The sequence below is a fragment of the Clostridium neuense genome, assembly GCF_045310695.1.
GTDB classification, from domain to species: Bacteria; Bacillota; Clostridia; order Clostridiales; family Clostridiaceae; genus Clostridium_S; species Clostridium_S neuense.
In genome coordinates this window covers 37,384-58,618 of record NZ_JBJIAA010000005.1, presented here as the reverse complement: position 1 = coordinate 58,618, position 21,235 = coordinate 37,384, and the positions used below count along the sequence as shown (strand labels likewise).

Below are 21,235 nucleotides of genomic sequence, written 5' to 3'. Positions count from 1 at the left end.
TCAATACCTCCCCCAAAAATGTAATTTAATATATTTACATGTCTATTGTATACTATTTACATATACTAGTAAATTATACTTTTTGAGTATTTAAGACCACTATATTCATATATTTAGCCTTTAGCTTGAATTTTCATATTTTATTGAATTTTTTGTCAATTTACTTTTAAAATCATATAAAAATTAATAATAAAAGCAAAAAAATTAGCAGCCATTTTAAATTAACTGCTATCCTACATTCTCGTTTCTGCAAAATTTGTAGTATCTATTCATTTTATTATATTTTCTTACAGTATTCCTTCACCTTATTATAGGAAATCAATGTATCTTCCTGTAAAGCAGGCATAAATAAATCTAATCCTTCTTGTCCTTTATCTGGCAAAAAATATTCTTTTCCATATTGCTTAATTACCCATCCCTTAATTCCTACTGGAATAAATCCAAATTTACCTTTTTTTAATGATTCAACTGACGGTAAATAACTTCCGCTAACATACAACTTATTAATACCCATTACAGGACATTCTTTTGTAACTTCGACTCTATAAATCTTTTCTCCCTTAAAAAATCCCATAATATCACCTTCATATACTTACTATTATAGCAAAATTAAAAACTTTAGAATTATATTTTTATGAATGCCAATACTATTAATAAATCTAATATATTTGGAGGCATTAAAATATGAATGATCAATTTTATTTAAATTTTCCAAAGTCAGTTCCAGAACAGCATCAAAACAAGCAGCCTGGAATAGAAGCTCAAATGAATCCAAGACCGATTTTTGAAGATCCAGCTTATAATGGTTCCGAAAAACTGAAGGATAAAGTTGCATTAATTACTGGAGGAGATAGTGGAATAGGCAAAGCTACTGCTATAGCCTTTGCTAAAGAAGGTGCAGATGTAGCAATAGTTTACTTCGATGAAAAGGAAGATGCTGAGGAAACAAAAAAAATCATAGAACAGCATAAGAGAAGATGTGTACTTATTCCCGGAGATGTTGCCGATGATAATTTTTGCAAAACTGCAGTTCAAACTACTATAAATGATTTAAAGAAAATAGACATATTAGTGAACAATGCCGCTGTTCAATTTTCTCAAAACAGTCTTGAGGACATAACAAATGAGCAGCTTGAAAAGACCTTTAGAACAAACATCTTCAGCATGTTCTATATGACAAGAGCAGCACTTGCTCACTTAAAACCAGGAGCAGCTATAATAAACACTGCATCTATCACAGCCTACAAGGGAAACCAAACCTTAATAGACTATTCATCAACCAAAGGTGCCGTTGTTGCTTTTACTCGCTCACTTTCACAATCTCTTCTCACTAGACAGATAAGGGTAAATGCCGTTGCTCCAGGACCTGTATGGACTCCACTTATTCCAGCTTCCTTCAGCCCTCAAGTTGTTGGAAAGTTCGGTTCAGATTCTGCTATGGGAAGACCAGCCCAGCCTGTTGAACTTGCACCAGCTTATGTATTTCTTGCCTCTCCTGATGCTTCTTACGTTACAGGGGAAATAATACATGTAAATGGCGGGGATTTTATAGGAGGCTAAATTTAATTTACTATTGTACTTTTTAATAAAGGCTATATTTTAAATAACTGCTGGTTTTCCAGTTTACTTAAAATATAGCCCATTTTCTTAAATGTACTCTCCAGCATCAATCTCATGCTGAAGAATCTCACTAATACGCTTTTCAGTTTTTTCTAAATCAAAGCCAGCTTCTTTTTTAATACTCTTTCTAAGCATTGGCCCAATCTGCTGTATATCATCACTAATATCATATAATAATTCTAAAGCAGCTGTAGCCTCTAGCTTTTCCCTTGGTACCTCTACCATGTTTGCTAAAATTGAATTTTCCGATCTTGAAGCTATTATAGGAGATCTAACATCTTCAACATATACAAGTGTTCTTCTTCCCGGACCTCTTTCGTCTTCAATACGCTCCAAGGTTATAATTTTATCTGATCTTGCAAATTTTCCATATCCAAGTGGAATCATGAGTCCTTCTCTTATTTCCATAATTCTTTATCACCGCCTTATATAACTATAGTTTTTATATAAGTTTTTGCTTATGATAAAGAAGTTATTCAACAAATTTAAAGCTGCCAGTAATTTAAAAACATTTTTATAAACTCTAATATATCAATGTATTCTCCTCTACTTAAATGGTATTCCTTCCCCATCCAGCAGCAGTGAAGCCTTTCTCCTTTTCTATCATTCAATTTTTTCAAATTATCTATATGAATTTTAATCTCTGGAAGAAGCTTTTGTCTTTCTTCTTTAGAATTTGTATATAGTCTTCTCTCACATTTAAGCCAAGCAAGTTCAAGCTCACACATAACAATTAAGTGATATTTATTTTCCTCCAGCTTAAAATTAAAAAATTCCTATGCACCCTGTGGTAAATTTTCTTTTACTGAAGCTATAAGTTCAAGGCTTTTATTTGCTTTTAAAAGTGCTTCTTTATAACTTTCTTCTTTTCTTCTAATGCTCTCTGGTTCACCACGTCTAAGCTTTCTATAAACATTAATAAAGCTTTCATCCCATCTAAACAAAGACCAATTATAATAAAAAGGATTCCTCCAAACTTTATCCTCATTATCATCATAAGCCCTTGCCGTTCCTCCTTCTTTGACATCAAAAACATACCTTGGATTATCGCTACCTTTATATTCCTGCATAACATTAATTGCTGGCACCTTATCTCTTGTATCTCCAAAGGTTTCCCGCTCAACACAAAGACCTTCTGCAATTACTTCTCCTGTAGTCTTTAATGCTTCTATCATTACAGCTGCACATTTTTTCCCGAAGGTATTGCAAGCATAATCCCACCAAGCCTTATCTGGATCACGATCTGTAGAAATATATCCGAGAAACCAAAGATTTACCTCCTGAGCCTCATTTAACACTACATTTTGATAAACCTCTGGCTGCCAACCCCTATCTACTCTTACAGAAATACCATCACACCCCTTTTCCCTCCATGAATTATATTGTCTATACAATATATCTGTAAAACAATTTGCCACATGATCCATTCTAAAATATTCCCCTGCAATATCTAGTTCTACATATTGATTTTTACCTCCAACCTTTCCAATAAGAGGCTCATCAATTGAGCGCAAGTGCCAGTCCTGAGGTACATTTTTTGTCATAATTATTACATCATCAGGAATATTCTTTATGGCCTTTTGAAAGTTATAAAGTTCAGAAGGATGCCATACAAAAGAACGTAAAATAAGCTTTTTGTTATTTTTTCTACACACTTTAAGTATGGTAGCCACTAGCTTTTCCAACATTGAAGCATCTGTAAGCTTTATTTCTGTTTCTACCGCAGTTAAAACAAGATAATCTATCTCTGGAAGTAATGATGTTAATATGTAATTATAGCGTTCAGCAAGTTTATCCCAAACAAGCTTATTTTCTAAAGTCACAGTTCCCCAACTCTTATCGTAATCCTCAAGTTCATGCACCCACACACTTATGGTCATTCCAAGTTCTTTTGCCAGCTTAAAATATCCTTTTTCATTAGCTCTTTCCCTTAGTTCTTTTAGCGGTTTTAAAGTACCTCCTTCAGTTTGAAAACATATGTCATTGAAGCCAAGCTTTGCTCCCAATTTTACTAATTCAATATTTGGATGTGCTTGATGAAAAGACATAGATCTGTAATTCATCATTTTTTAAACCCCTTTCTCTTTTGCTTAATTGAACAATAAAATATAGCCCCTAGCATTTTTAATTATACCAATTGCTTCTCCTGAGGTTCCATATTTTTTTCTAATTTTTGTATGGACTTATGGCATCAAAGTAATATATTTTTAATATTAGCATGGTTGTAAGATTATTGAATAAAAAGAATTGTCTTTCAAAAAATAATGTAATATACTAAGTATATAATTTAAGTTCTACACTTAAAAGAAAGAATAAAGCTTTGCCTATAAAACAAACACAGCCTAGGAGAGATGATAACCAAAATCATATGATAAAGTAGCTACATGAGCTTTAAAGTAAACGTTGTCAGGTTTGTAAATCTCAATTAAAAAACAAAAAAGTTTTGTGCAAGTAATAATATTCGTATTCTAGCTATAAGATAATAATTTTTAACATATAGTCTTAATATTTAATGACTTTGAGCGTCTCTCAGCAAAATGAATAGTTTGAACTGTGAGCTAATTAGTTTTAGACCTTGTTTTATAAGTATAGTTAGGGAGGTCTTAAAAATGAATATTAATTATTTAAAGACATTAGATATTATGGAAGACACCAAGACTAAATTAGAAAAGTTACTTGATACTACTGAAATTAGTGATTTCGAAGATGAAGAGGCTTCTTACATATTGCAAAAAATAATTAAAAAATTAGAGGATACAGAAATAATATTAGAATATTTAAATGCCACACCTAAAGATGGTATATTGAAAAAGAATACTCTAACAGGGAAATTCTATATAGAATATAATAATACTACTAATAGCCACCCATTAAATTATGGTAACATCTTAGAGTTATTTTATGAAAATGAATGGCATATAGGAAAAATAGCTTGTACAACTAAACATGGCGAAAACCTATATTATTTTCATGGCGATCAAAAGCTATTCTTATGCCCTGGAATGGTTGTTAGGAGAAGATTATAAATTAAAAGCTTAGCTATAGATAAACTACCTTGAAACTTGAAATTTATTTGTACCAAAATAACGTTCTCTGGACATTTGGGTGCATATGAATTTCAAGTTTTAAATAAGAATGCATCCAATAGCTGATACACAAGCTATCATTACTGTGACTTTCACCTTACCAAACTTGCCCAAAATCAATACAACAGGTAAAGCTAACATGGCTATATCCCTTATTTCTTTTTCATGTTTATATTTTATTGAATTTTCTCTATACATATGTTAATACTAATTAAAAATCACTCCTACTATTAATATTAGTTCTTTATGAACAAAAGTGCTATCATTAATACTTGAATCATTGAACAAAGAGCTATGACTATTATAGCTCCCTTTTTTATTCTTTTTATTTTCTCTTTATCACCTGTCATACAAACCAATTTATAGCTAAATACACACCCTAGGCCCCAACTCCCTGGTATCGGTACAGCCAAAACATAACTGTCATAATGATAGCTAAGAATAACTAAAATAGTTCCAATTGCTAAAGAGAAAAAAAATGCTCCACCTAATTTTAGTCCCTTATAAATACAATAGATACCAAAAGATATAAGAAATAGAGAACATACATAAGCTATCATTATTTCAATTTTCACTTTACCTAACTTGCCCAAAATTAGTACAATGGGTAAGGCTAACATTGCTATATTTCTTATTATTTCTTTTTCATGTTTATATTTCATTAGCTTTTCTCCTCATATACATTACTACCAAACGTGTAATAACCTCTTTATTTTATTTGTAGCCCAATTTGCTCCAACTCCAACGACAACAACAGTACCTACTACAACTGTAGCAACCTCAGGCGCTGCAACCGCTGTACATACCGTGTCAGCGACTCCAGCAAGAACATCACCACCAACATAAGATGCACCCGTCATACTAATATCAATGCCAGAAGCTTCAGCCTTTTGTGCTATCGTTTTATTATTTTTAATATCGCCAATAACAGATGCTCCAGTTAACCCTACTGTTAGAATTCCTGTTCCTTTTCCAGGATTTAAAACTCCAGGTATATCTACATCAACATCTCTTACTCCTTTTGGTATATTTCCTGCTTGCTTATTTTTTGTGTATTTAAAAAGCAAAACTTTAACAGACACTATTTTAACATCCATTGAAGTTTTGTTATTAGCTTAAGACAGACACCAAAAGAAACTTTTTAGAGTATGTTTACTACTTAGTTTATATGTTTTAAATTATTGCTCTTCAATATCTATTGCTCCACATGCTATACATAACCATTCCAGAGCCCCCCACGGAAAAGGCCACCCTTCAATTGCAACTACAAGTTTTATTGTATTGTTATCAACTATTTTAGAACTCCACCAGTACCATTCTCTTTGGTCAGGTTCGAACCAATAAAGCCAGTTGCTTAAAACCCAGCCCTTTCCTTCAGTAATTTTCTTTCTTTCTTCAATTGGTAATTTTGAATATTTATCTATCTCTTCCTTAGTACGTTCTTTGCTACATTTTTTAACAAACCACTTAGGAAGTAATTTTCTCCATTCATCAAGTGGAAGTTCTAAGTTTTCATTATGTTCTAAAACTATTTTTAAAACTTCCTTACATTTTGATAAAACTTCAAATGAATTTCCATCACATTTTACTACAAATACAGTTAACATATTACTATTTGTATTATCATCCAAATTATCTCCATTAATCAAACGGTAAATCTCGTCATTATTCATTATTCTATTCTCCTCCCTCTATTGCACCCTGGTAGATTTTATCGATGAATCTTTCATTCCTTGTCCTAATCTTTTAGCTAAAAAATCATTAGCCCTACCTATTTGCCCAAAATTTAAAAATAGTGTTTTGTTCTTTCCTATAATAGCTACTTCTCCATTATCTCCAATAACTATTCTCTCGTTAATTTTACCTTCAACACGAAATACACGGACATTTCCTCGCTCAACTGAAGTTACGCTACCCAAACAATAAAATCCTTTAGATTTACTTTACCTACAACTGCTTCAATATCAAAACCTATGCGTTTATCCAATGCAGCTGTTAAAGCAGATGTTGTTACATAAAAAAGAACCCCGTTGAGAGTTCTTTTTGTTTCTAAATTAGTTTTATATAAGTATTACTAACTATTTACTTGTATTTTCATCTAAAACAAATTTATTAAACTCCATTTGTTCTTCATCCTGCATACCAATAAAGAATATCCTATCAATTTGGTCATGGTTAAATAAGTATGTATGCTCTGCGTCAATATTTCCCTCTGGAAAAAGACAGGCAATATAATCGTATTCTTTTTTAGTTTCTGCAGCAATCTGTTTAACTCCATATATCATTAATCTTTTGTTACTTTCTTTTAATAAAACCACTGAACCTATTGGTAAATATTTGTTCATACATTAGTCACATCATATTCTATTATTTTTTCAATCTTAGGGTCGATACTGATGTCTCTTTTCTTACATTCGGCTACTACTAGTTTAATAAGTTCTTTGGAGTTTTTTGTCCAATTAGATATTTTAATTGATTTAGAAGTATCTGTTATTATTATAGAATACTTATATACAAAAGTACCCGCATCATATGAATAAATGCCTTGTATGTTGTTCCATTCTATATAGTTGTCAATTTTTAATGTTTTACTAACAATCCCATTATCATCAATTCCTATATAAATAAAGAATCTTATATCGATTAGATTAAAAAGTTGAAATATAATTAATGGAGTACACAATATATATGCTACAAATCCAAACACACCCAATTTGAAAATAAACATAACTATTAGGAAAGTAATTATAATTGCTAGATATGGTTGATAACCTAATCTGTATTTTTTCAAAATATCACCACCACGAATTATTTTATATCCCATTTTTTATAGAGCCAATCTTCACCCCAAGCGACTCCGGCAGAAACTCCGGTATCAATACCTACAGCTAATGGAATTAAAGCCCATCCCCCAAATTCTGGATTTGCAAAACCTGATACTGCCATTGCACTAGTTGCTTTACCAGTTCCATAGCATATTAATCCTCCACCTACTTGTATAGCTGTTTTTTCAAGTCTTTTCTCGTTTGTATTGCCACTATCTACTGTCCAAGTGTTTGCCACATCAAGTCCAAGTGAACCTAAAGTTAAACCTTTTGCCATATTTCCAGTTACTTTAGCAGATTTCTCATATGGGTGAATTTCTTCCAATGAACCTTTAGGAGATAAATCCGTAATAACTCCCTCTTTATTAACATGACCCCATGTTTTTTTTGCTATTCTATCTGAATTTCCAACAACTGTGCCTAATCCCGAAAGACCCAAACCACTTAATGAATATGCATATATATCTTTCACTATTGGATTATCTTCTAGTTTCCTTAAATCACTGTCTACCTTCTCTAAACAGCCAGCTATTACATCAGAGGTTGAAGGAACTACAGGAATTTTATGTCCAGCTATTGTATAATCGGATAACGGGGTTGTATCGTCTAACCAATTAGCAACAGTTATCTCGCCTATCAACTTATACTTTTCTAAAAATGGTAGGTTGCTATCTAAAATTTCTTCCTTCAAATCGATATATGTTTCAGTGTGTTTTGAAGGGTCTTCACCAATTGCTACAACGCCATCACCTAAAATTGACACTGAACCCTCTGGCAATGTATAGCTCCCAGTTTTTACATTGACAACTGTCTCATTCAGTACTGCTACAGTCTGCACAACAAGCTTAAAATTATTCAAATCATCATTAAATAGCCCATTCACTGCCGAATTAAATTTGTAAAGTTTTCTCAATTTATCCTCAATTTTATCCAAATCTTGTTGGAGGCTTTCAGAATAATTTTCAAGAGACTGGGCGGCTTCGTTAAGCGATGATGCAACAGAGAACAAAGACGCCGCATCAGCTGCTGAAGCCATTGCCCTCAAAGTGCTAGCTGTGTTATCTGTTTCTGCTTTAATTGCTTGTGTTGAACGCTTCTTCGCATTGAGCTTGTCTTCATCCAGCACACCCTCGCCACTCACTTCTTCATTTGCACTCTCGTACTGACTAAGATGCTTTTTCGTGTCATCAAATACAGCGGAAGCTCGATGAATCGTTGGAATAATCAACGCCGAAAATAAATCTTTTCCTGCATTAAACGCAGAACCATCTAAGGCTTTACCTGAACCAATAGAACTTGTTAGACTCTGACTTGCACTGACCAAATCCTCTAGCGCTGCTTTTGCCGTGCCAACGTTCGCGCTTAAACCATTAATTAAATTTTCAGAATCTGAACTTGAATAAATTAATCCCACGGTAGTCCATCCCTTTCTTTTTGAAGTATTTCTCGCTTTTCTTCTAACTGCTTACTTTCTTGTGAAAAAGAATAGGTAAAATCATCTTGTTGTTGTGCTATCAAGTTCTTGATATACTGCGCTTTTCCTTGGCTTTCTTCAAAATCCCATTGGGCTGAAAAACTCCCACGCTTCATCATATCATCATCAATTTCCAAAAGCTTCTGAAACTCTCGTGAAGTGGTTGTTTCAAAGTTATCTAACAGAACTTGGATTTGGCGTTTTTGATCTTTAAGCTCCTCCATCTCTCGCTCTGTTTGGAGAATTTTTTGATTATAGTCATAGCGCTCCTCAGCACTTTTATCTTTCACCATTTATCACTCCTCACTTTTTGAATAGACTTTGATCTGCTGCGTCCATTTCCTGCTTGATGGAAGCAAGCTGTGTAAACTTTCCAGCTTGTGTCTTTACACATTTTATCAGCTTGTCTAAATCATTCAACATTTGATTTGCAACATTCTCTCCAGCTTTCATTCCAGAGATGTTACTTTGACTAAAATGTACGGTTGTTTTTCTACTTATGTTAACATTTTTAGCGGGTGAAGTTGCCACTTCGGCAGCTCCAATATCTGAACTAATTCTAGCCATAACTTCCTCCTCTCTTATACTCTAAATTTATAAAATGGGTCATCATCTAATAAACTCTGTACATCCTCATGTTGTTCCTCGCACTAAAAGGAATAGATTCAGAATCAACTGGACTTGTTAATTAAATTATGAGGGAACTAATTTTTATTCCAATGTTATACAAACCCCTTACATCTACTTTAATCTAATACATTCATATAAATTAACATATATACTATTTAGCAATATTATTTATTAACTGAAATTCTTTTCTTGTATATTTTATTCCTATAATTATATTATTTCCCATTAAATTTTTCAAGTATATTTTAATAATATTAAACTTTACATTAATGTTGAATTTCATTAAATAAATATATAAGCAGAGAGAGCCATTATTCTGTCAAACTAGCTGTATTTTATTACATATAAAAAATACCAAAGCTCCAAGAGCCTTGGTATTACTAATTTTAAATTGGTGCTCCAGATAGGATTTGAACCTACGGCCAACTGATTACGAATCCGTGTATATAGATTTTATGTAGTAATTTATGGTTATATTGTGTTATATTTTATCTATGTTCATAGACTTTTTTATTATATTATATACTATACAATTATATTATTCTCAATTGTATTAGGTGTATAAATAGGTGTATTTTTATAGCTTTAATATGCCTATATAATTGGTCTTATACTTAATTTTCACTTTAAAAATTTGCAATTAGTATTAATATCTAATATATCAATTAAATCGTCTTTATTAATTTTTTTATCCAACCCTATTTTAAATGTATTTTTACCTGAATAATAAACATCCAGATGATTTAATGGATGTACTATTGGATCTTGTCTTTCTAAATCATAATCATACCTTAAATATCCGGGTTCAAATGATAATAAATACAAAAGTATTTCCCAACACAATTCGTTATAAATTCCACTTTCAGCTTCATATTCTTTCATAGTATTATAATATACTTCTGCCATAGATTCTAAGGATTCATTAAATTCAATTTGATGATTAAATATATCAGCTAGAATTGTAGTAATTTTACTGTCTAATTCATATTTATCGTAATATACTTTTAATTTTTTATCTTCCTCTAAAATTGAAAACGGAAATTGAACTGTATGCATTTTTTCATTCTGACAATAAAATATTCTGCTCATTTTATTTACATATATAATTACTGTAATATCATTTTCAAGCCTAGAGTGTAAATCATCTAGTGTTACCGAGCTAATATATTTAATAGTGCCTATCAACAGTTTTATAACATCAACTTTTTCTCTAATAGCTGTACTACCACCGATCAAATACTCATTCACTTTGAATTGATATGATTTCATAGTATTAATCCCCCAAAATAACTTTTATCATTCCTCTTGTTTTAGTCATAACCTCTTCTTCAGATTCATTTTCAATAATAGTTGGTATAGTGTTATACAGCATTATTACATATTTACGTGATAATTTGGGATAATCTTCTTTACATACTTGATTTATTATATCCTCAACAGATTTCTTTTTAGCTTGAGCCATAATTTTAATTTTTTCTTCCTGCTCCTCTTTTTCTTTCTTATCTGGTTCCCTTAACTTCATAAAGCCATCTTTATTAATATTATCAATTGCATTTTTATATATTTCTATAAATTCAGTATTATCACTATTCACAATAAAATATGACGTTAAAAATGAACGAGTTAGAATCATATATATAGAATTTCTTTGATGTATACGATCTGTTATTTTACTTGTTTCTACACAAATTACAAATGGAAATTCTAAACCTTTTATATTATTAGTATTACTTACAAATAATTGATCTTTTACTTTAGTCTTTGTTATATAGCCCTTATTAATTTCCCAATTATATTTTTTATCTATTTCAACCATCAAACTGTCTGCTATTTCATAATTATTTTTTGTATTACCTACAAAAACCACCGCAATATCATCAGGTGAAACAGTAGAATTATTTTGTCTTATTTCATCAATGCATGTTAAAATTTCTTCCGTAAAATAATCAATGGAACAACCTCTAAGTTGTATACTATTTATGGATTCAACATCCTCAAACCGTCTAATTGGTGTTCTGCTAAGTATAAATTTTCCATTCTTTCTTTCGTATTCGTACCCACAAGATTCCCATTCTCTATCTTCCAACCAACGTATTACAGGTTTTTCATACAATCCCATACCTATGGAATGAGCAAACATTAAAGTTTTAGGATCTGTACGATAACATTTATTAAGTAAATAATCACATTCTACAGAATTTTCAATATTCATATCAAAAATATTTTGAAATATATCTCCTGCAATATAAATTCTTACTTTTGTTACTAAGCTACATAAATCAAAAAAACTCTGTGAGAAATCTTGACTTTCATCAATAAAAATATAATCAAAACAAGGTTCAAGGTTTTCTATCAACTTAAGTTGCTCACAAGCATCCTCACATACCTTGTCAAAAGTATTAATATAAGAAAATCTTTTGAATTGCAAACCATACTTTGAACATATATAACTGTATAGTCCTGAATTTGGTACACTCTGTGACCCCCAACTTGAAAAAACCCAAAGGCGACTATCCCATTCAATCTGCTCCTCAACCTTCATAAAATTAAAAAATCTAGGAATTCTATTTTTCATATCATCTGCTAAAACTTTATTAAAACAAGTAAATACAATTCTACTATTTTTATTTTCAATATATGTTTCACGTAATTTATGTAATAACAATTCTGTTTTTCCAGTGCCTGCTAAACCCTGTATTACTACTTGTGGTTTATCAACTTTTTCATAAATAAATCTACTTTGCATACCATCAAATAGTATAATTTTCTTTTTTACTTTGTCCAATAAGGTTTCAGGATTTTCTAATCCTAATTTTTCTATGTCATTTATACTTCCTATTAATAAAGATATAAGAAGATCTATCTTTCTTTCATCATCAGATTTTACTGACTTATCTTCTAAGAAACCTGAAATATCGTCAATCATATCCTCATGAAAGTCTTCACTTGTAATTAATTTTTGCCATTCTCTTGGTCGTCCCAATATTTTCTTGTAACTAAACTTATCAGATAGATATCCTAAATCCTCCGTGAAATCTTCCAAAAAATGCTCAAAATTTTTACTATCACTTATGCCATAATTCATTACAATAATTTTATGCTTTGGAACCAAAATAATAGCTTCATCATCGTAATCATAATCATTGTCATTAGTTGTTCCTAATGCTTTTTTTATTATATATGCTTGTTTTGATTCCTTTTGAGAGTATTCCTCAAATGCTGAAATAAATCCTGATATTTTACTATCATTTTCTATATCACAATAAAATAAACTATCTGACATATACAATTCTCCTTCTTACTCAATTTTAAAATTCTAATTAAATATTACATATTTTAATTAACAACCTTTATGTATAATAATAATGTAATTCCATCATCTCTTCTTAATTTTACCATAAATTTTTTTACAAATCTCTAATAAAAGCACCTTATTAAAAATCCTAATACCATTTAATATTTATTTTTCTCAATCATATGTCGTATTTTTAAATCTATTTCAAGTACTTGGCATATCATTTCTATACTACTTTAATCTCTTTGCCGTTTTATATCTACTATTATTTACAAAAATACTATTTTAAAACATTTTCTTGTTGTTTATATAATAAAATTTATTTCTGTTACGATCTTTACAATTATATATATCATAAAATTTATCCTTATTTGTAAATTTCACCACCATAAAAAAGGAATTAAAAAAATATTATAGAATTTAATATTAATTATATTGAAAGTAGGTGATATTTACTATGGATGATTTTGATACAATCGGAGAAGAGGTTGAAGCTTTTTTAACATTTTGCAATAATATCTCTTAACCATAATGGTCATCATATTGAAAAATGTTCTAAAACTCCATATAAATCCATATAAAAGTGAGTGGTAAAGCTATTAATCCTAATTTAGTAGCTTTAAATCCACTCATCTATATAATTATACTTTAACTTATTAAATTAAACTTATTTTACCTTTTTCTTATGATATTCCAATTCTTTTATATGATACACTTCAACTTTATTGCACTTAAAATTCTTTTCACTAAAAATAGCAAAATTATTTCCATCCGAGCTAAGAGTACTTTTATACTTTATTCCATCATATCCCAAATGTTTAACAAAATCACTTATATATTGAGTTGGCAAATAATCCAAAATACTATCCTGTCTTCTAAGAGGCTTGGCTATTTCTCTTCCAATCTTCTTCAAATGTTCTATATTTACCGCTACCCATGTAAGCGCATATTCAGTTGAAAATGGGCTAAAGCTTTCCAATGAACCTAAATCAACTACTTTAATATTTTTTTTAAGTTCAAAGCTTCCTATTGATATATAATCTAAGTCACGTGCTCTTATTTCATGAATTGTTGTATTAATATTATCAGACAAATATAAACAACATATTCCTTCTGAATTTGCTCGTCCTGCAGATGTTAATCTAGGAGGAGGTGCCCCCATATCTTTTGATTCATATCCATTTTCATCAGAAATTCTTGCCCTATATAATATAGTTCCCTTTTTATATTCTAAATACATATTGCTAAATAATTTGCTTAAGACTTCCGTATTAATATGGCTTGAATGAAATCTATTTACATTAGTTATTGTATATTTAAAATCTTCCCATTGATAAGTTTTTAATATACAATTTTTCTCTAAATAGTCCTTATCATATAATTCTAATATACCTACAGGCTCAGTAAATAATTTTGATTCTAAATCATATTTTTCTTTGCATATATTTATAATTAATTCTCTTACACTTTCTTCTGGTATATTAAACAAGCTCCATCTTTCAATAAGCTCCTTACCAAGATTACTCAATAATTTTTCTGGATAACCATATGGTAGTCTTTCTTTACAAGTATACACATCTAATAATTCATCTAAATATTCCGTTAAATAGTTATCTCTTTCGGTATCATAAGTATATACATCTTTAGCCCCACAAATTTCACAATTTCCTTTTTTCCCAGAAGAAGAAATCATTGACTTTAACTCCGAGTCCTTAAAACACTCAATACAGCATATCATAGCTTATATTTCTCCCTCTAAATATTTATTTACCAATTCAATATGATGCATTATTGATAATTTTTTTACTGTGCCCAATCCTGGATACTTACCCGTATAATAAAGCTCCTTAAACTGCTTTAATGCTTCTGTTAAAGGAATATTATTATCATCTACCCACAAAACTAATTTTCTCAGGGCCTCTCCAAACTTTCCTGCTGGATCTTTAATATCTTCATTAGAATCTGATACAAAATGCCTTATTCTTAAATTTTTTTTATTATCAAAATAAACTATGTGAATAGCAACAGCTAAAGGTGCAAATCCTGAATCATTAAATTCTTGTCCTACTACTGAATAATCAGAAAATCCCTTATATCCCTCCTCACTAAAGAACAAATGATCGTCTGAAAAAAATTCATCTTCTTCTTTTATATAATCTACATTTCTTTCTCGCTTTTTATATCTATCTGAAAATAATACTTTGCCATTTCCTACACTTCTCTTAAAAATTCTATCATCTGGAATCAATGTAAACATTGGAAATACATCGCTATACACATCCAAATAGTAATCTATGGCATCCCTATCATAATTTATTATAATAAATTTATTCTTACCCTCTTTATATTTTATTTTTTGTGATATTTTACCTGTCATAATATATGCTTTAATAGCATTTTCTTTCTTCATACTATCAGATAACAATTTCACAATATTATTATCTTTATCATCTTCTTGCATCTTCCTTAAATCTGATATAAACTTACCAACTTTAGGATTCATAATTATTGCTAAATTTCTTTTGTTTACTGTATATAATTTAAGTGTCTTTACTAGTGTTGATGTAGGTTTTATAGGCTCAATAATAGGTATGATTTTATTGCCAATTAGTTTCTTTTCTAAAAGCTCTCTTAGCGCAAGTAATTCAAACTGTCTTCCTCTTAAATATGGTAAATACATAAATTCATCCCCCAAATTCACTTTGTAAAAATATTTTTAGATTTTCATAGTCTTTCTTTTTATATTGTGAGAAATAAATTAAAAATTTTAATTCATAAGGCACATAATTTTTATAATCTTGAATATCAATATTTATTCTCTTTTTTAATTCATTTAGCATACTTTTATGTATAACTTCTATACTTATCTCATCAAATAATTTGTAGCATTCACTATAGTATTTAAATTGAGAGGTTTTAGGCAAGTATCCAATATTATTGAAAATAATTTTCTCATATTCTTTCTTTCTTAATACTTTAAAAATCACTTTTTTATCTAAAAAAGATTCTTCCTCTTCTGGTTCTTTTTTTACACTAATTGTATTTCTCTTAGTTAAAACATAAATTCCTACTTTTGTATTTAATAATTTTTTTCTTAATTTTTCATAATGCTCTTCACATGTAACAACACATACATATTTAAAAACTTTATAATAATCTTGTATCTGATTTTCAAGCCTTTCCAACGTATCTAATTCAGTCTTTATTTCATAAACAATACCTTTTCCATTAATCATTACAAAATCAGCTTTAGATTTACCTATAGCTAACTCTGTTAATGCAGTCGTAGTTTTCAAACTATGCTTTCCCAATAACAACTTGTTTAACAACGTATTTTTATAGAAATATTCCATTCTGTATTGCTTTCCTGATAATTTATATATTTTAGAAATTAAATCATTATATTTTTGAGCTTTAGTTTCATTCAGATAGCGATTAATAGCATATGTGAATGTATCATTTTTTCTGTTTTTTACAAGATCATTTATGGTATTCTTGGTAAATAATCTCTTTAAAATCAGATTATTCTCATATTCCATTTTATCACCAACCCGTACTTTTATAATAAAATTTATTTAAATTATACTATAATATATTATATCCCAATTACTTTCGTTATTAAACTAAAAATAAAAGTTATATTCAGCTAGCTAGAGAATAATTAATTCTCTATTACTTATCCATATCTTAGAATTAATCGTCTTTTTTAAAAATTTCAAATATATATTATATCCTTGAATACCAATAAAATTATTAAATATATTTGAAAGGAATGATTAAAACATGTCAAAATCACTATATTGTATAGGAAAACAAACAGGACATCAAATGGTAATGGAGGTGTGTAATAAAACCAGCCCTACTCCTGCAAAAAGAATAAGTATAGTATCAATAAAAATGATAAGAGAAGGTAGTATTTTATATAATACAAGAAAAATACTTTCACCTTCAGACGCAGTAAACTTAGGAAAATATTTTCTTGAAGATGCCGATAGGGAAAAGTTAATTGCTTGCTGCATGGATACAAAAAATCAACCTATATCTATTAATATAGTAAGTATTGGATCATTAAACAGCTCTATAGTGCATCCAAGAGAAGTATTTAAAGCAGCCATATTATCAAATGCCGCAAGTATATTGATATTTCATAACCATCCTTCTGGAAATACTGAACCTTCCCAAGAAGATATAACTATTACTAAAAGATTAAAAGAAGCAGGCAAGTTAATCGGAATAGAATTACTTGATCATATTATAATTGGATCGAAAGGTAAATACTGTAGCTTAAAAGAAAATGGAACGCTATAAAAAATAATTGGAGAGGTATATAAAATGAATGATATCAAAACATCTGTAACCATTAATATAACTATAAATAATATTGAGCTTATATCAGAAGTAAACACTATATGTAATGAACTTTCATTATCCTTAGAACAATTTATAAGTTATTCAGTAAATAAGCTAATTTATGATATACATTTTGTACATGATATAAGAAATATTCAGAACAAAGGACTCTGATTTACTTTTCATCTAAATGTGAAAACATTACCTTTAAAATATCTAATGCCATTTGTTTTTGATTAGTATTTCTACCATCAAGCAATTGTTTTAACTGATCTATAAAATTATCATTTTCTAGTTCTATTGATTCTTTTAAAAGGTAATCAACAGTTACACCTAATCGTTTTGCTATTTTAACTAAGGTTTCAAGGGTGACACTTCTTTCCCCTCTTTCTATTAGTCCAATATACGAATTACTTACATCAATACTTTCCGCAAGCTGCTCTTGTGTTAAATTTAATTTTAACCTTTCTTCCCTAATTCTTTTACCTAAAGCTGTGTAATTCATATATTATCAACCTCCACTTATTAATGTATATGTAAAGTAAAGATTTCGTAATATACTATTAGTGTTATTTATATTGACTATTAGTATCTTTCAGGTATAAAATTTTACATGAAGGTAAAACTTTCATAATTTATTCACATTATTTTATAAGGAGTGATACAATGTCAAAAATGAAATTATGCAAAATATGTTCAAAAGAAATAGCTAAATCAGCAAAAATTTGTCCATACTGTGGTGCCAAAAATAAAAAGTCAAAATTAAAAATCATTATGATAATTGCAGTTATATTCATAATATTTATTTCTGCAATAAACTCTTTTAGTTCTAAACCTAGTAATAACAATAATAGTGATAATGCTAAATCTAATAGTTTTATTAATGTAGTTAAAACAGGGTATCTTGGCAACTATAAATCAGTTTCTATAGAAACAGTATTTGATAAGATGTTTTCAAAATGCAAATGGGATTCATTTGAATCAAAAGGTAAAAATATAGTTGAACTTGATGTAAAGGATAGTACTGATACACCATTAACCATTCAATTTTCAGTTGAAAAAAGCAATAAATTTAGTGTTGTATTTATTAAATCTAAAAATCGTATAGCAAAAGATGCATATGAAGCAAAAACAATTCTAGATACCATTTATGATGAATATGGCAAAAAATTTAATAGCTCTATTGTTGGTGATCCTAACACAAGCAATGATACTGTATCCGGTACACCTAATGATAAATATAAAAAATAAAACTACTCTAAGTTAATTCAAAGGGGGTAAAAAAAATTATTATTTTATATATAATTATCGCTTATTGCTGCCTTACATCTTTACAACGAAGATTAGGCTTTTTCTATTTTGGAACTTTAAGTAACTACTTTTTTACTAAAGTATTCATTGCTTTATTCTTAGGTTGGATTATAGTCCCTGTTTGGATTATAGCAAAGCTGCTAAGAAAATTCTAAAAGTTTAAACATCAAATCATTATTATACATATAATACAAAACTATAATATAATATATTTAAAGTTTTGTATTATTTTTTGTCTAACTTTAAAAAAATATATTTTGTACGTTCCTCATGAATGTTTGTGATGCATTCACAACATGTATATACATTTATATAATATATATTTAGTTATTTTTCCATTAACTGCTTATTCTGTGAATATTTAAATAATCAACATAAATATAATCATAATTTATAGAGGAGGTAGAAAATTTTGTTTAATGAATATAGTGACTTAATAAATGTAGATGAACTGTGTGAGATATTATCAATAGGAAAAAATACTGCTTATGAAATATTAAATAGTGGTGAAATTAATGCCTTCAAGACAGGGCGCATATGGAAGATTCCTAAACTGTCAATAGAAAAATATATATTAAAAAAAAGTGGATTAACTACTCAATGAATATACGGTAATAATTTTTAGCCATTTCTTATCGCTTACTTGTAGTATATATTTGATTTGTCATGTCAAATGGAATTGTCACAATCCTATATAAGATGTGCTTAACTTTGTATAAATGAAGGAACTTTATAAAAATTTATTTAAGTCATTTTGTCTTTATTAATAATTAAAAGTCATTATTTATTTTTTAATGCACTAACATATAAGTAATATCTAAAAGTAAAGGCGATAGCCTTTACTTTTTTAGGGGGAAGGGATAGATAGACGGAAAATCCATAGGATTTTTCGTCTTATCCCTTCCCCCTAATACCCCTATCCCTTATTTATATTATCTTTATTATTTTTATTATTTTTATATATAGAGTATATTGTATTTTGTGGAAAACCCAAATTATATCCTCGAAAATCGTATTTACAATTATTATGTATTAGATTACTAGAATCATGATCCAGTTCTTTTACTATATTAATTATATTTTCCCAACCGTTTTTAAAATCAATCCTTCCTTGATTATAATTATAAATAATCTGAGTTATATTAATTTGAAATGCCTCTCCAAGTTTTTTTTCAAAGCTTTTTCTATTCCCTAAACTAAATTTTCTATAATCATAGGTCTCAAAATTTTGTTTAATATAATTTTGTAAAATATCCTTAATGTTAATCTTATATTTATTAACATAAGCAAATAAAATATAATAAAAAACTCTTCCTAATAATGGAATTATATAATAATTAAGATAATAAAGATCACATTCTAATTTTAAATCTTTATTAATTATATTATTATTTTTTTCACATGCTGCACTTATTTTTTTAATATATTTGCTTCTAGAGAAGACCATAGGAATAGATGCAATTTTAGACAAAATTAGCAGTAAACTTGCTAAATAAGAATTATATTGATTTAAACATGAAAATGTATCATTTATATTTTTATTTAATATTCGTTTTTTAGCCTTATCACTAAGTTTTCCTTTAACTCCATTTTCATTTATATTTTCATTTATATTTTCATTTATATTTTCTTTATTATTCTCCTTATATTCCTCTATTTTATCTTCATGTTTTTTAACTCCTTGCTTCACTAATTCACTCATATGGTCGGTTAATTCTGATATAAATGAAATACTAAAAAGCCTTTCTAATGAATATGCCCTTATAACCTTTTCAACTTCATCATCTGTTTTTCTTATTATATCTTCTAACTTATTATAAAACTTATACAATTTTTTAAAATCAATTCCAAACTTATGCTCACCATTATACGGACACTCGTCCCAATTCTTAATCACACTAGCAAAAATAAGTGAATCAGCATATATTAATATATCACTATTTTTTTTATTCCTATTAATAAATTCTTCCCAAAAACAATAATATAAATCTGAATCCATCATACCATCAGAATAATCGCCAATATTCATAAAAAATAACCATTCTTTGAATTTATCAATAATAAGCTCCTCAACCTTTTTAGGTTCCTCTTTTTCTAGCATACATATATTTTCATAATATTCATCTGCAACTTTTTCTATAGTTTTTCCCTTTACTTCTCGTTCTATAATAGATAAATATATATTAAAAATAATATGAAACTTAATATCTTCAAGTATTTCGTTTGTTTCTATGCCCCAATTTTGAATTCTATCAATTTCAATACGTTTTTTACATATGTCTTTAGTTTTATTCCAAAGATTATCAACAAAACATAACCTATTATCATTTATAATATCACTATTAGATATATGAATATCACCTAACTTTACCAAAATATCTTTTGGTAATTCATCAGCAATATCATCAAATTCTAAAATCATATCATAAAACTTCATAATATATTACCTCATCTTTCATTATTTAAACTTTTATTATACCTTATAAATTTAAAAAGTGTCAAATTTATGTAATTTTTTTCCTATTTTATACACTTCACAATTTTTATGATAAATTAACGTTGATATTTAACAAGAAATTAGTTTTATAATTTTCAATTTATACTAAAAGGAAGTGATACTGTCTATATTTTTTAAGTAAGTATT

At 28.6% G+C, this 21,235-nt stretch carries 26 protein-coding genes; 6 read left to right on the top strand and 20 right to left on the bottom strand.

Annotated elements, in window-relative coordinates:
- Positions 1-277 precede the first annotated feature (277 nt).
- Positions 278-574 carry a hypothetical protein gene (locus ACJDT4_RS06940; protein ID WP_406786824.1) on the bottom strand — a complete coding sequence of 99 codons (297 nt, stop codon included), beginning with the start codon at positions 572-574 and terminating at the stop codon, positions 278-280.
- 110 nt (positions 575-684) lie between these two features.
- Between ACJDT4_RS06940 and ACJDT4_RS06935 the strand changes: the two genes are divergently transcribed.
- Positions 685-1,560, top strand: a complete 876-nt coding sequence (locus ACJDT4_RS06935) for an SDR family oxidoreductase (RefSeq protein ID WP_406786823.1) — start codon at positions 685-687, stop codon at positions 1,558-1,560.
- A gap of 87 nt (positions 1,561-1,647) precedes the next feature.
- On the opposite strand, the gene ACJDT4_RS06930 is transcribed toward ACJDT4_RS06935, so the two are convergent.
- The 3 genes from ACJDT4_RS06930 to ACJDT4_RS06920 form a co-directional block, all read right to left on the bottom strand.
- Positions 1,648-2,028, bottom strand: a complete 381-nt coding sequence (locus ACJDT4_RS06930) for a hypothetical protein (protein WP_406786822.1) — start codon at positions 2,026-2,028, stop codon at positions 1,648-1,650.
- A 77-nt stretch (positions 2,029-2,105) separates the two neighbouring features.
- Complete coding sequence (locus ACJDT4_RS06925; RefSeq protein ID WP_406786821.1) at positions 2,106-2,348, bottom strand: hypothetical protein; 243 nt, start codon at positions 2,346-2,348, stop codon at positions 2,106-2,108.
- Positions 2,349-2,396: 48 nt separating this feature from the next.
- Complete coding sequence (locus ACJDT4_RS06920) at positions 2,397-3,686, bottom strand: hypothetical protein (RefSeq protein ID WP_406786820.1); 1,290 nt, start codon at positions 3,684-3,686, stop codon at positions 2,397-2,399.
- A gap of 543 nt (positions 3,687-4,229) precedes the next feature.
- On the opposite strand from ACJDT4_RS06920, the gene ACJDT4_RS06915 reads away from it, so the two are divergent.
- Positions 4,230-4,646, top strand: coding sequence for a hypothetical protein (locus ACJDT4_RS06915; RefSeq protein ID WP_406786819.1), 417 nt, complete (start codon positions 4,230-4,232; stop codon positions 4,644-4,646).
- A gap of 296 nt (positions 4,647-4,942) precedes the next feature.
- Here the strand turns inward: ACJDT4_RS06915 and ACJDT4_RS06910 are convergent, their stop codons facing one another.
- From ACJDT4_RS06910 to ACJDT4_RS06845, 14 genes are all read right to left on the bottom strand, one after another.
- Positions 4,943-5,368: a hypothetical protein gene (locus ACJDT4_RS06910; protein WP_406786818.1), complete on the bottom strand. Its 426-nt coding sequence runs from the start codon at positions 5,366-5,368 to the stop codon at positions 4,943-4,945.
- A 24-nt stretch (positions 5,369-5,392) separates the two neighbouring features.
- Positions 5,393-5,788: a hypothetical protein gene (locus ACJDT4_RS06905; RefSeq protein ID WP_406786817.1), complete on the bottom strand. Its 396-nt coding sequence runs from the start codon at positions 5,786-5,788 to the stop codon at positions 5,393-5,395.
- A gap of 96 nt (positions 5,789-5,884) precedes the next feature.
- On the bottom strand, positions 5,885-6,379 hold the full coding sequence (locus ACJDT4_RS06900; RefSeq protein WP_406786816.1) for a hypothetical protein: 495 nt from the start codon (positions 6,377-6,379) through the stop codon (positions 5,885-5,887).
- Between the two features lie 18 nt (positions 6,380-6,397).
- On the bottom strand, positions 6,398-6,625 hold the full coding sequence (locus ACJDT4_RS06895) for a hypothetical protein (protein ID WP_406786815.1): 228 nt from the start codon (positions 6,623-6,625) through the stop codon (positions 6,398-6,400).
- Positions 6,626-6,784: 159 nt separating this feature from the next.
- Positions 6,785-7,051 (bottom strand): DUF4176 domain-containing protein, encoded by a 267-nt coding sequence (locus ACJDT4_RS06890; RefSeq protein WP_406786814.1) that lies wholly within the window; start codon positions 7,049-7,051, stop codon positions 6,785-6,787.
- Entirely contained in the window at positions 7,048-7,497 is a 450-nt protein-coding gene (locus ACJDT4_RS06885; protein ID WP_406786813.1) for a hypothetical protein, read from the bottom strand. Before ACJDT4_RS06885 ends, ACJDT4_RS06890 begins: the two co-directional genes overlap by 4 nt.
- Before the next feature lie 17 nt (positions 7,498-7,514).
- Positions 7,515-8,945 carry a T7SS effector LXG polymorphic toxin gene (locus ACJDT4_RS06880; protein WP_406786812.1) on the bottom strand — a complete coding sequence of 477 codons (1,431 nt, stop codon included), beginning with the start codon at positions 8,943-8,945 and terminating at the stop codon, positions 7,515-7,517.
- Positions 8,936-9,298 (bottom strand): hypothetical protein, encoded by a 363-nt coding sequence (locus tag ACJDT4_RS06875; protein WP_406786811.1) that lies wholly within the window; start codon positions 9,296-9,298, stop codon positions 8,936-8,938. Before ACJDT4_RS06875 ends, ACJDT4_RS06880 begins: the two co-directional genes overlap by 10 nt.
- 10 nt (positions 9,299-9,308) lie before the next feature.
- A complete protein-coding gene (locus tag ACJDT4_RS06870; RefSeq protein ID WP_406786810.1) occupies positions 9,309-9,572 on the bottom strand; it encodes a hypothetical protein in 264 nt (87 codons plus the stop codon).
- Between the two features lie 684 nt (positions 9,573-10,256).
- Positions 10,257-10,904, bottom strand: a complete 648-nt coding sequence (locus tag ACJDT4_RS06865; RefSeq protein WP_406786809.1) for an STM2766 family helicase-associated protein — start codon at positions 10,902-10,904, stop codon at positions 10,257-10,259.
- Positions 10,905-10,908: 4 nt separating this feature from the next.
- Entirely contained in the window at positions 10,909-12,918 is a 2,010-nt protein-coding gene (locus ACJDT4_RS06860) for an STM2767 family DEAD/DEAH box helicase (protein ID WP_406786808.1), read from the bottom strand.
- Between the two features lie 679 nt (positions 12,919-13,597).
- The gene (locus ACJDT4_RS06855) at positions 13,598-14,623 is read right to left on the bottom strand and encodes an RES family NAD+ phosphorylase (protein ID WP_406786806.1); all 1,026 of its coding nucleotides are present in this window, start codon (positions 14,621-14,623) and stop codon (positions 13,598-13,600) included.
- 48 nt (positions 14,624-14,671) lie between these two features.
- On the bottom strand, positions 14,672-15,610 hold the full coding sequence (locus ACJDT4_RS06850) for a sce7725 family protein (protein WP_406786805.1): 939 nt from the start codon (positions 15,608-15,610) through the stop codon (positions 14,672-14,674).
- 4 nt (positions 15,611-15,614) lie between these two features.
- Positions 15,615-16,469: a sce7726 family protein gene (locus ACJDT4_RS06845; RefSeq protein ID WP_406786804.1), complete on the bottom strand. Its 855-nt coding sequence runs from the start codon at positions 16,467-16,469 to the stop codon at positions 15,615-15,617.
- Between the two features lie 244 nt (positions 16,470-16,713).
- On the opposite strand from ACJDT4_RS06845, the gene ACJDT4_RS06840 reads away from it, so the two are divergent.
- Together ACJDT4_RS06840 and ACJDT4_RS06835 are read left to right on the top strand one after the other, a co-directional pair.
- The gene (locus ACJDT4_RS06840) at positions 16,714-17,238 is read left to right on the top strand and encodes a JAB domain-containing protein (protein ID WP_408918297.1); all 525 of its coding nucleotides are present in this window, start codon (positions 16,714-16,716) and stop codon (positions 17,236-17,238) included.
- Between the two features lie 24 nt (positions 17,239-17,262).
- Positions 17,263-17,454: a hypothetical protein gene (locus tag ACJDT4_RS06835; protein WP_406786803.1), complete on the top strand. Its 192-nt coding sequence runs from the start codon at positions 17,263-17,265 to the stop codon at positions 17,452-17,454.
- A 1-nt stretch (position 17,455) separates the two neighbouring features.
- On the opposite strand, the gene ACJDT4_RS06830 is transcribed toward ACJDT4_RS06835, so the two are convergent.
- Positions 17,456-17,785, bottom strand: a complete 330-nt coding sequence (locus tag ACJDT4_RS06830) for a helix-turn-helix domain-containing protein (protein ID WP_406786802.1) — start codon at positions 17,783-17,785, stop codon at positions 17,456-17,458.
- A 161-nt stretch (positions 17,786-17,946) separates the two neighbouring features.
- Between ACJDT4_RS06830 and ACJDT4_RS06825 the strand changes: the two genes are divergently transcribed.
- Positions 17,947-18,531, top strand: coding sequence for a hypothetical protein (locus ACJDT4_RS06825; protein ID WP_406786801.1), 585 nt, complete (start codon positions 17,947-17,949; stop codon positions 18,529-18,531).
- Positions 18,532-19,003: 472 nt separating this feature from the next.
- The gene (locus ACJDT4_RS06820; RefSeq protein WP_406786800.1) at positions 19,004-19,195 is read left to right on the top strand and encodes a helix-turn-helix domain-containing protein; all 192 of its coding nucleotides are present in this window, start codon (positions 19,004-19,006) and stop codon (positions 19,193-19,195) included.
- A gap of 312 nt (positions 19,196-19,507) precedes the next feature.
- Here the strand turns inward: ACJDT4_RS06820 and ACJDT4_RS06815 are convergent, their stop codons facing one another.
- Positions 19,508-21,028 carry a hypothetical protein gene (locus tag ACJDT4_RS06815; protein WP_406786799.1) on the bottom strand — a complete coding sequence of 507 codons (1,521 nt, stop codon included), beginning with the start codon at positions 21,026-21,028 and terminating at the stop codon, positions 19,508-19,510.
- Between the last annotated feature and the right edge of the window lie 207 nt (positions 21,029-21,235).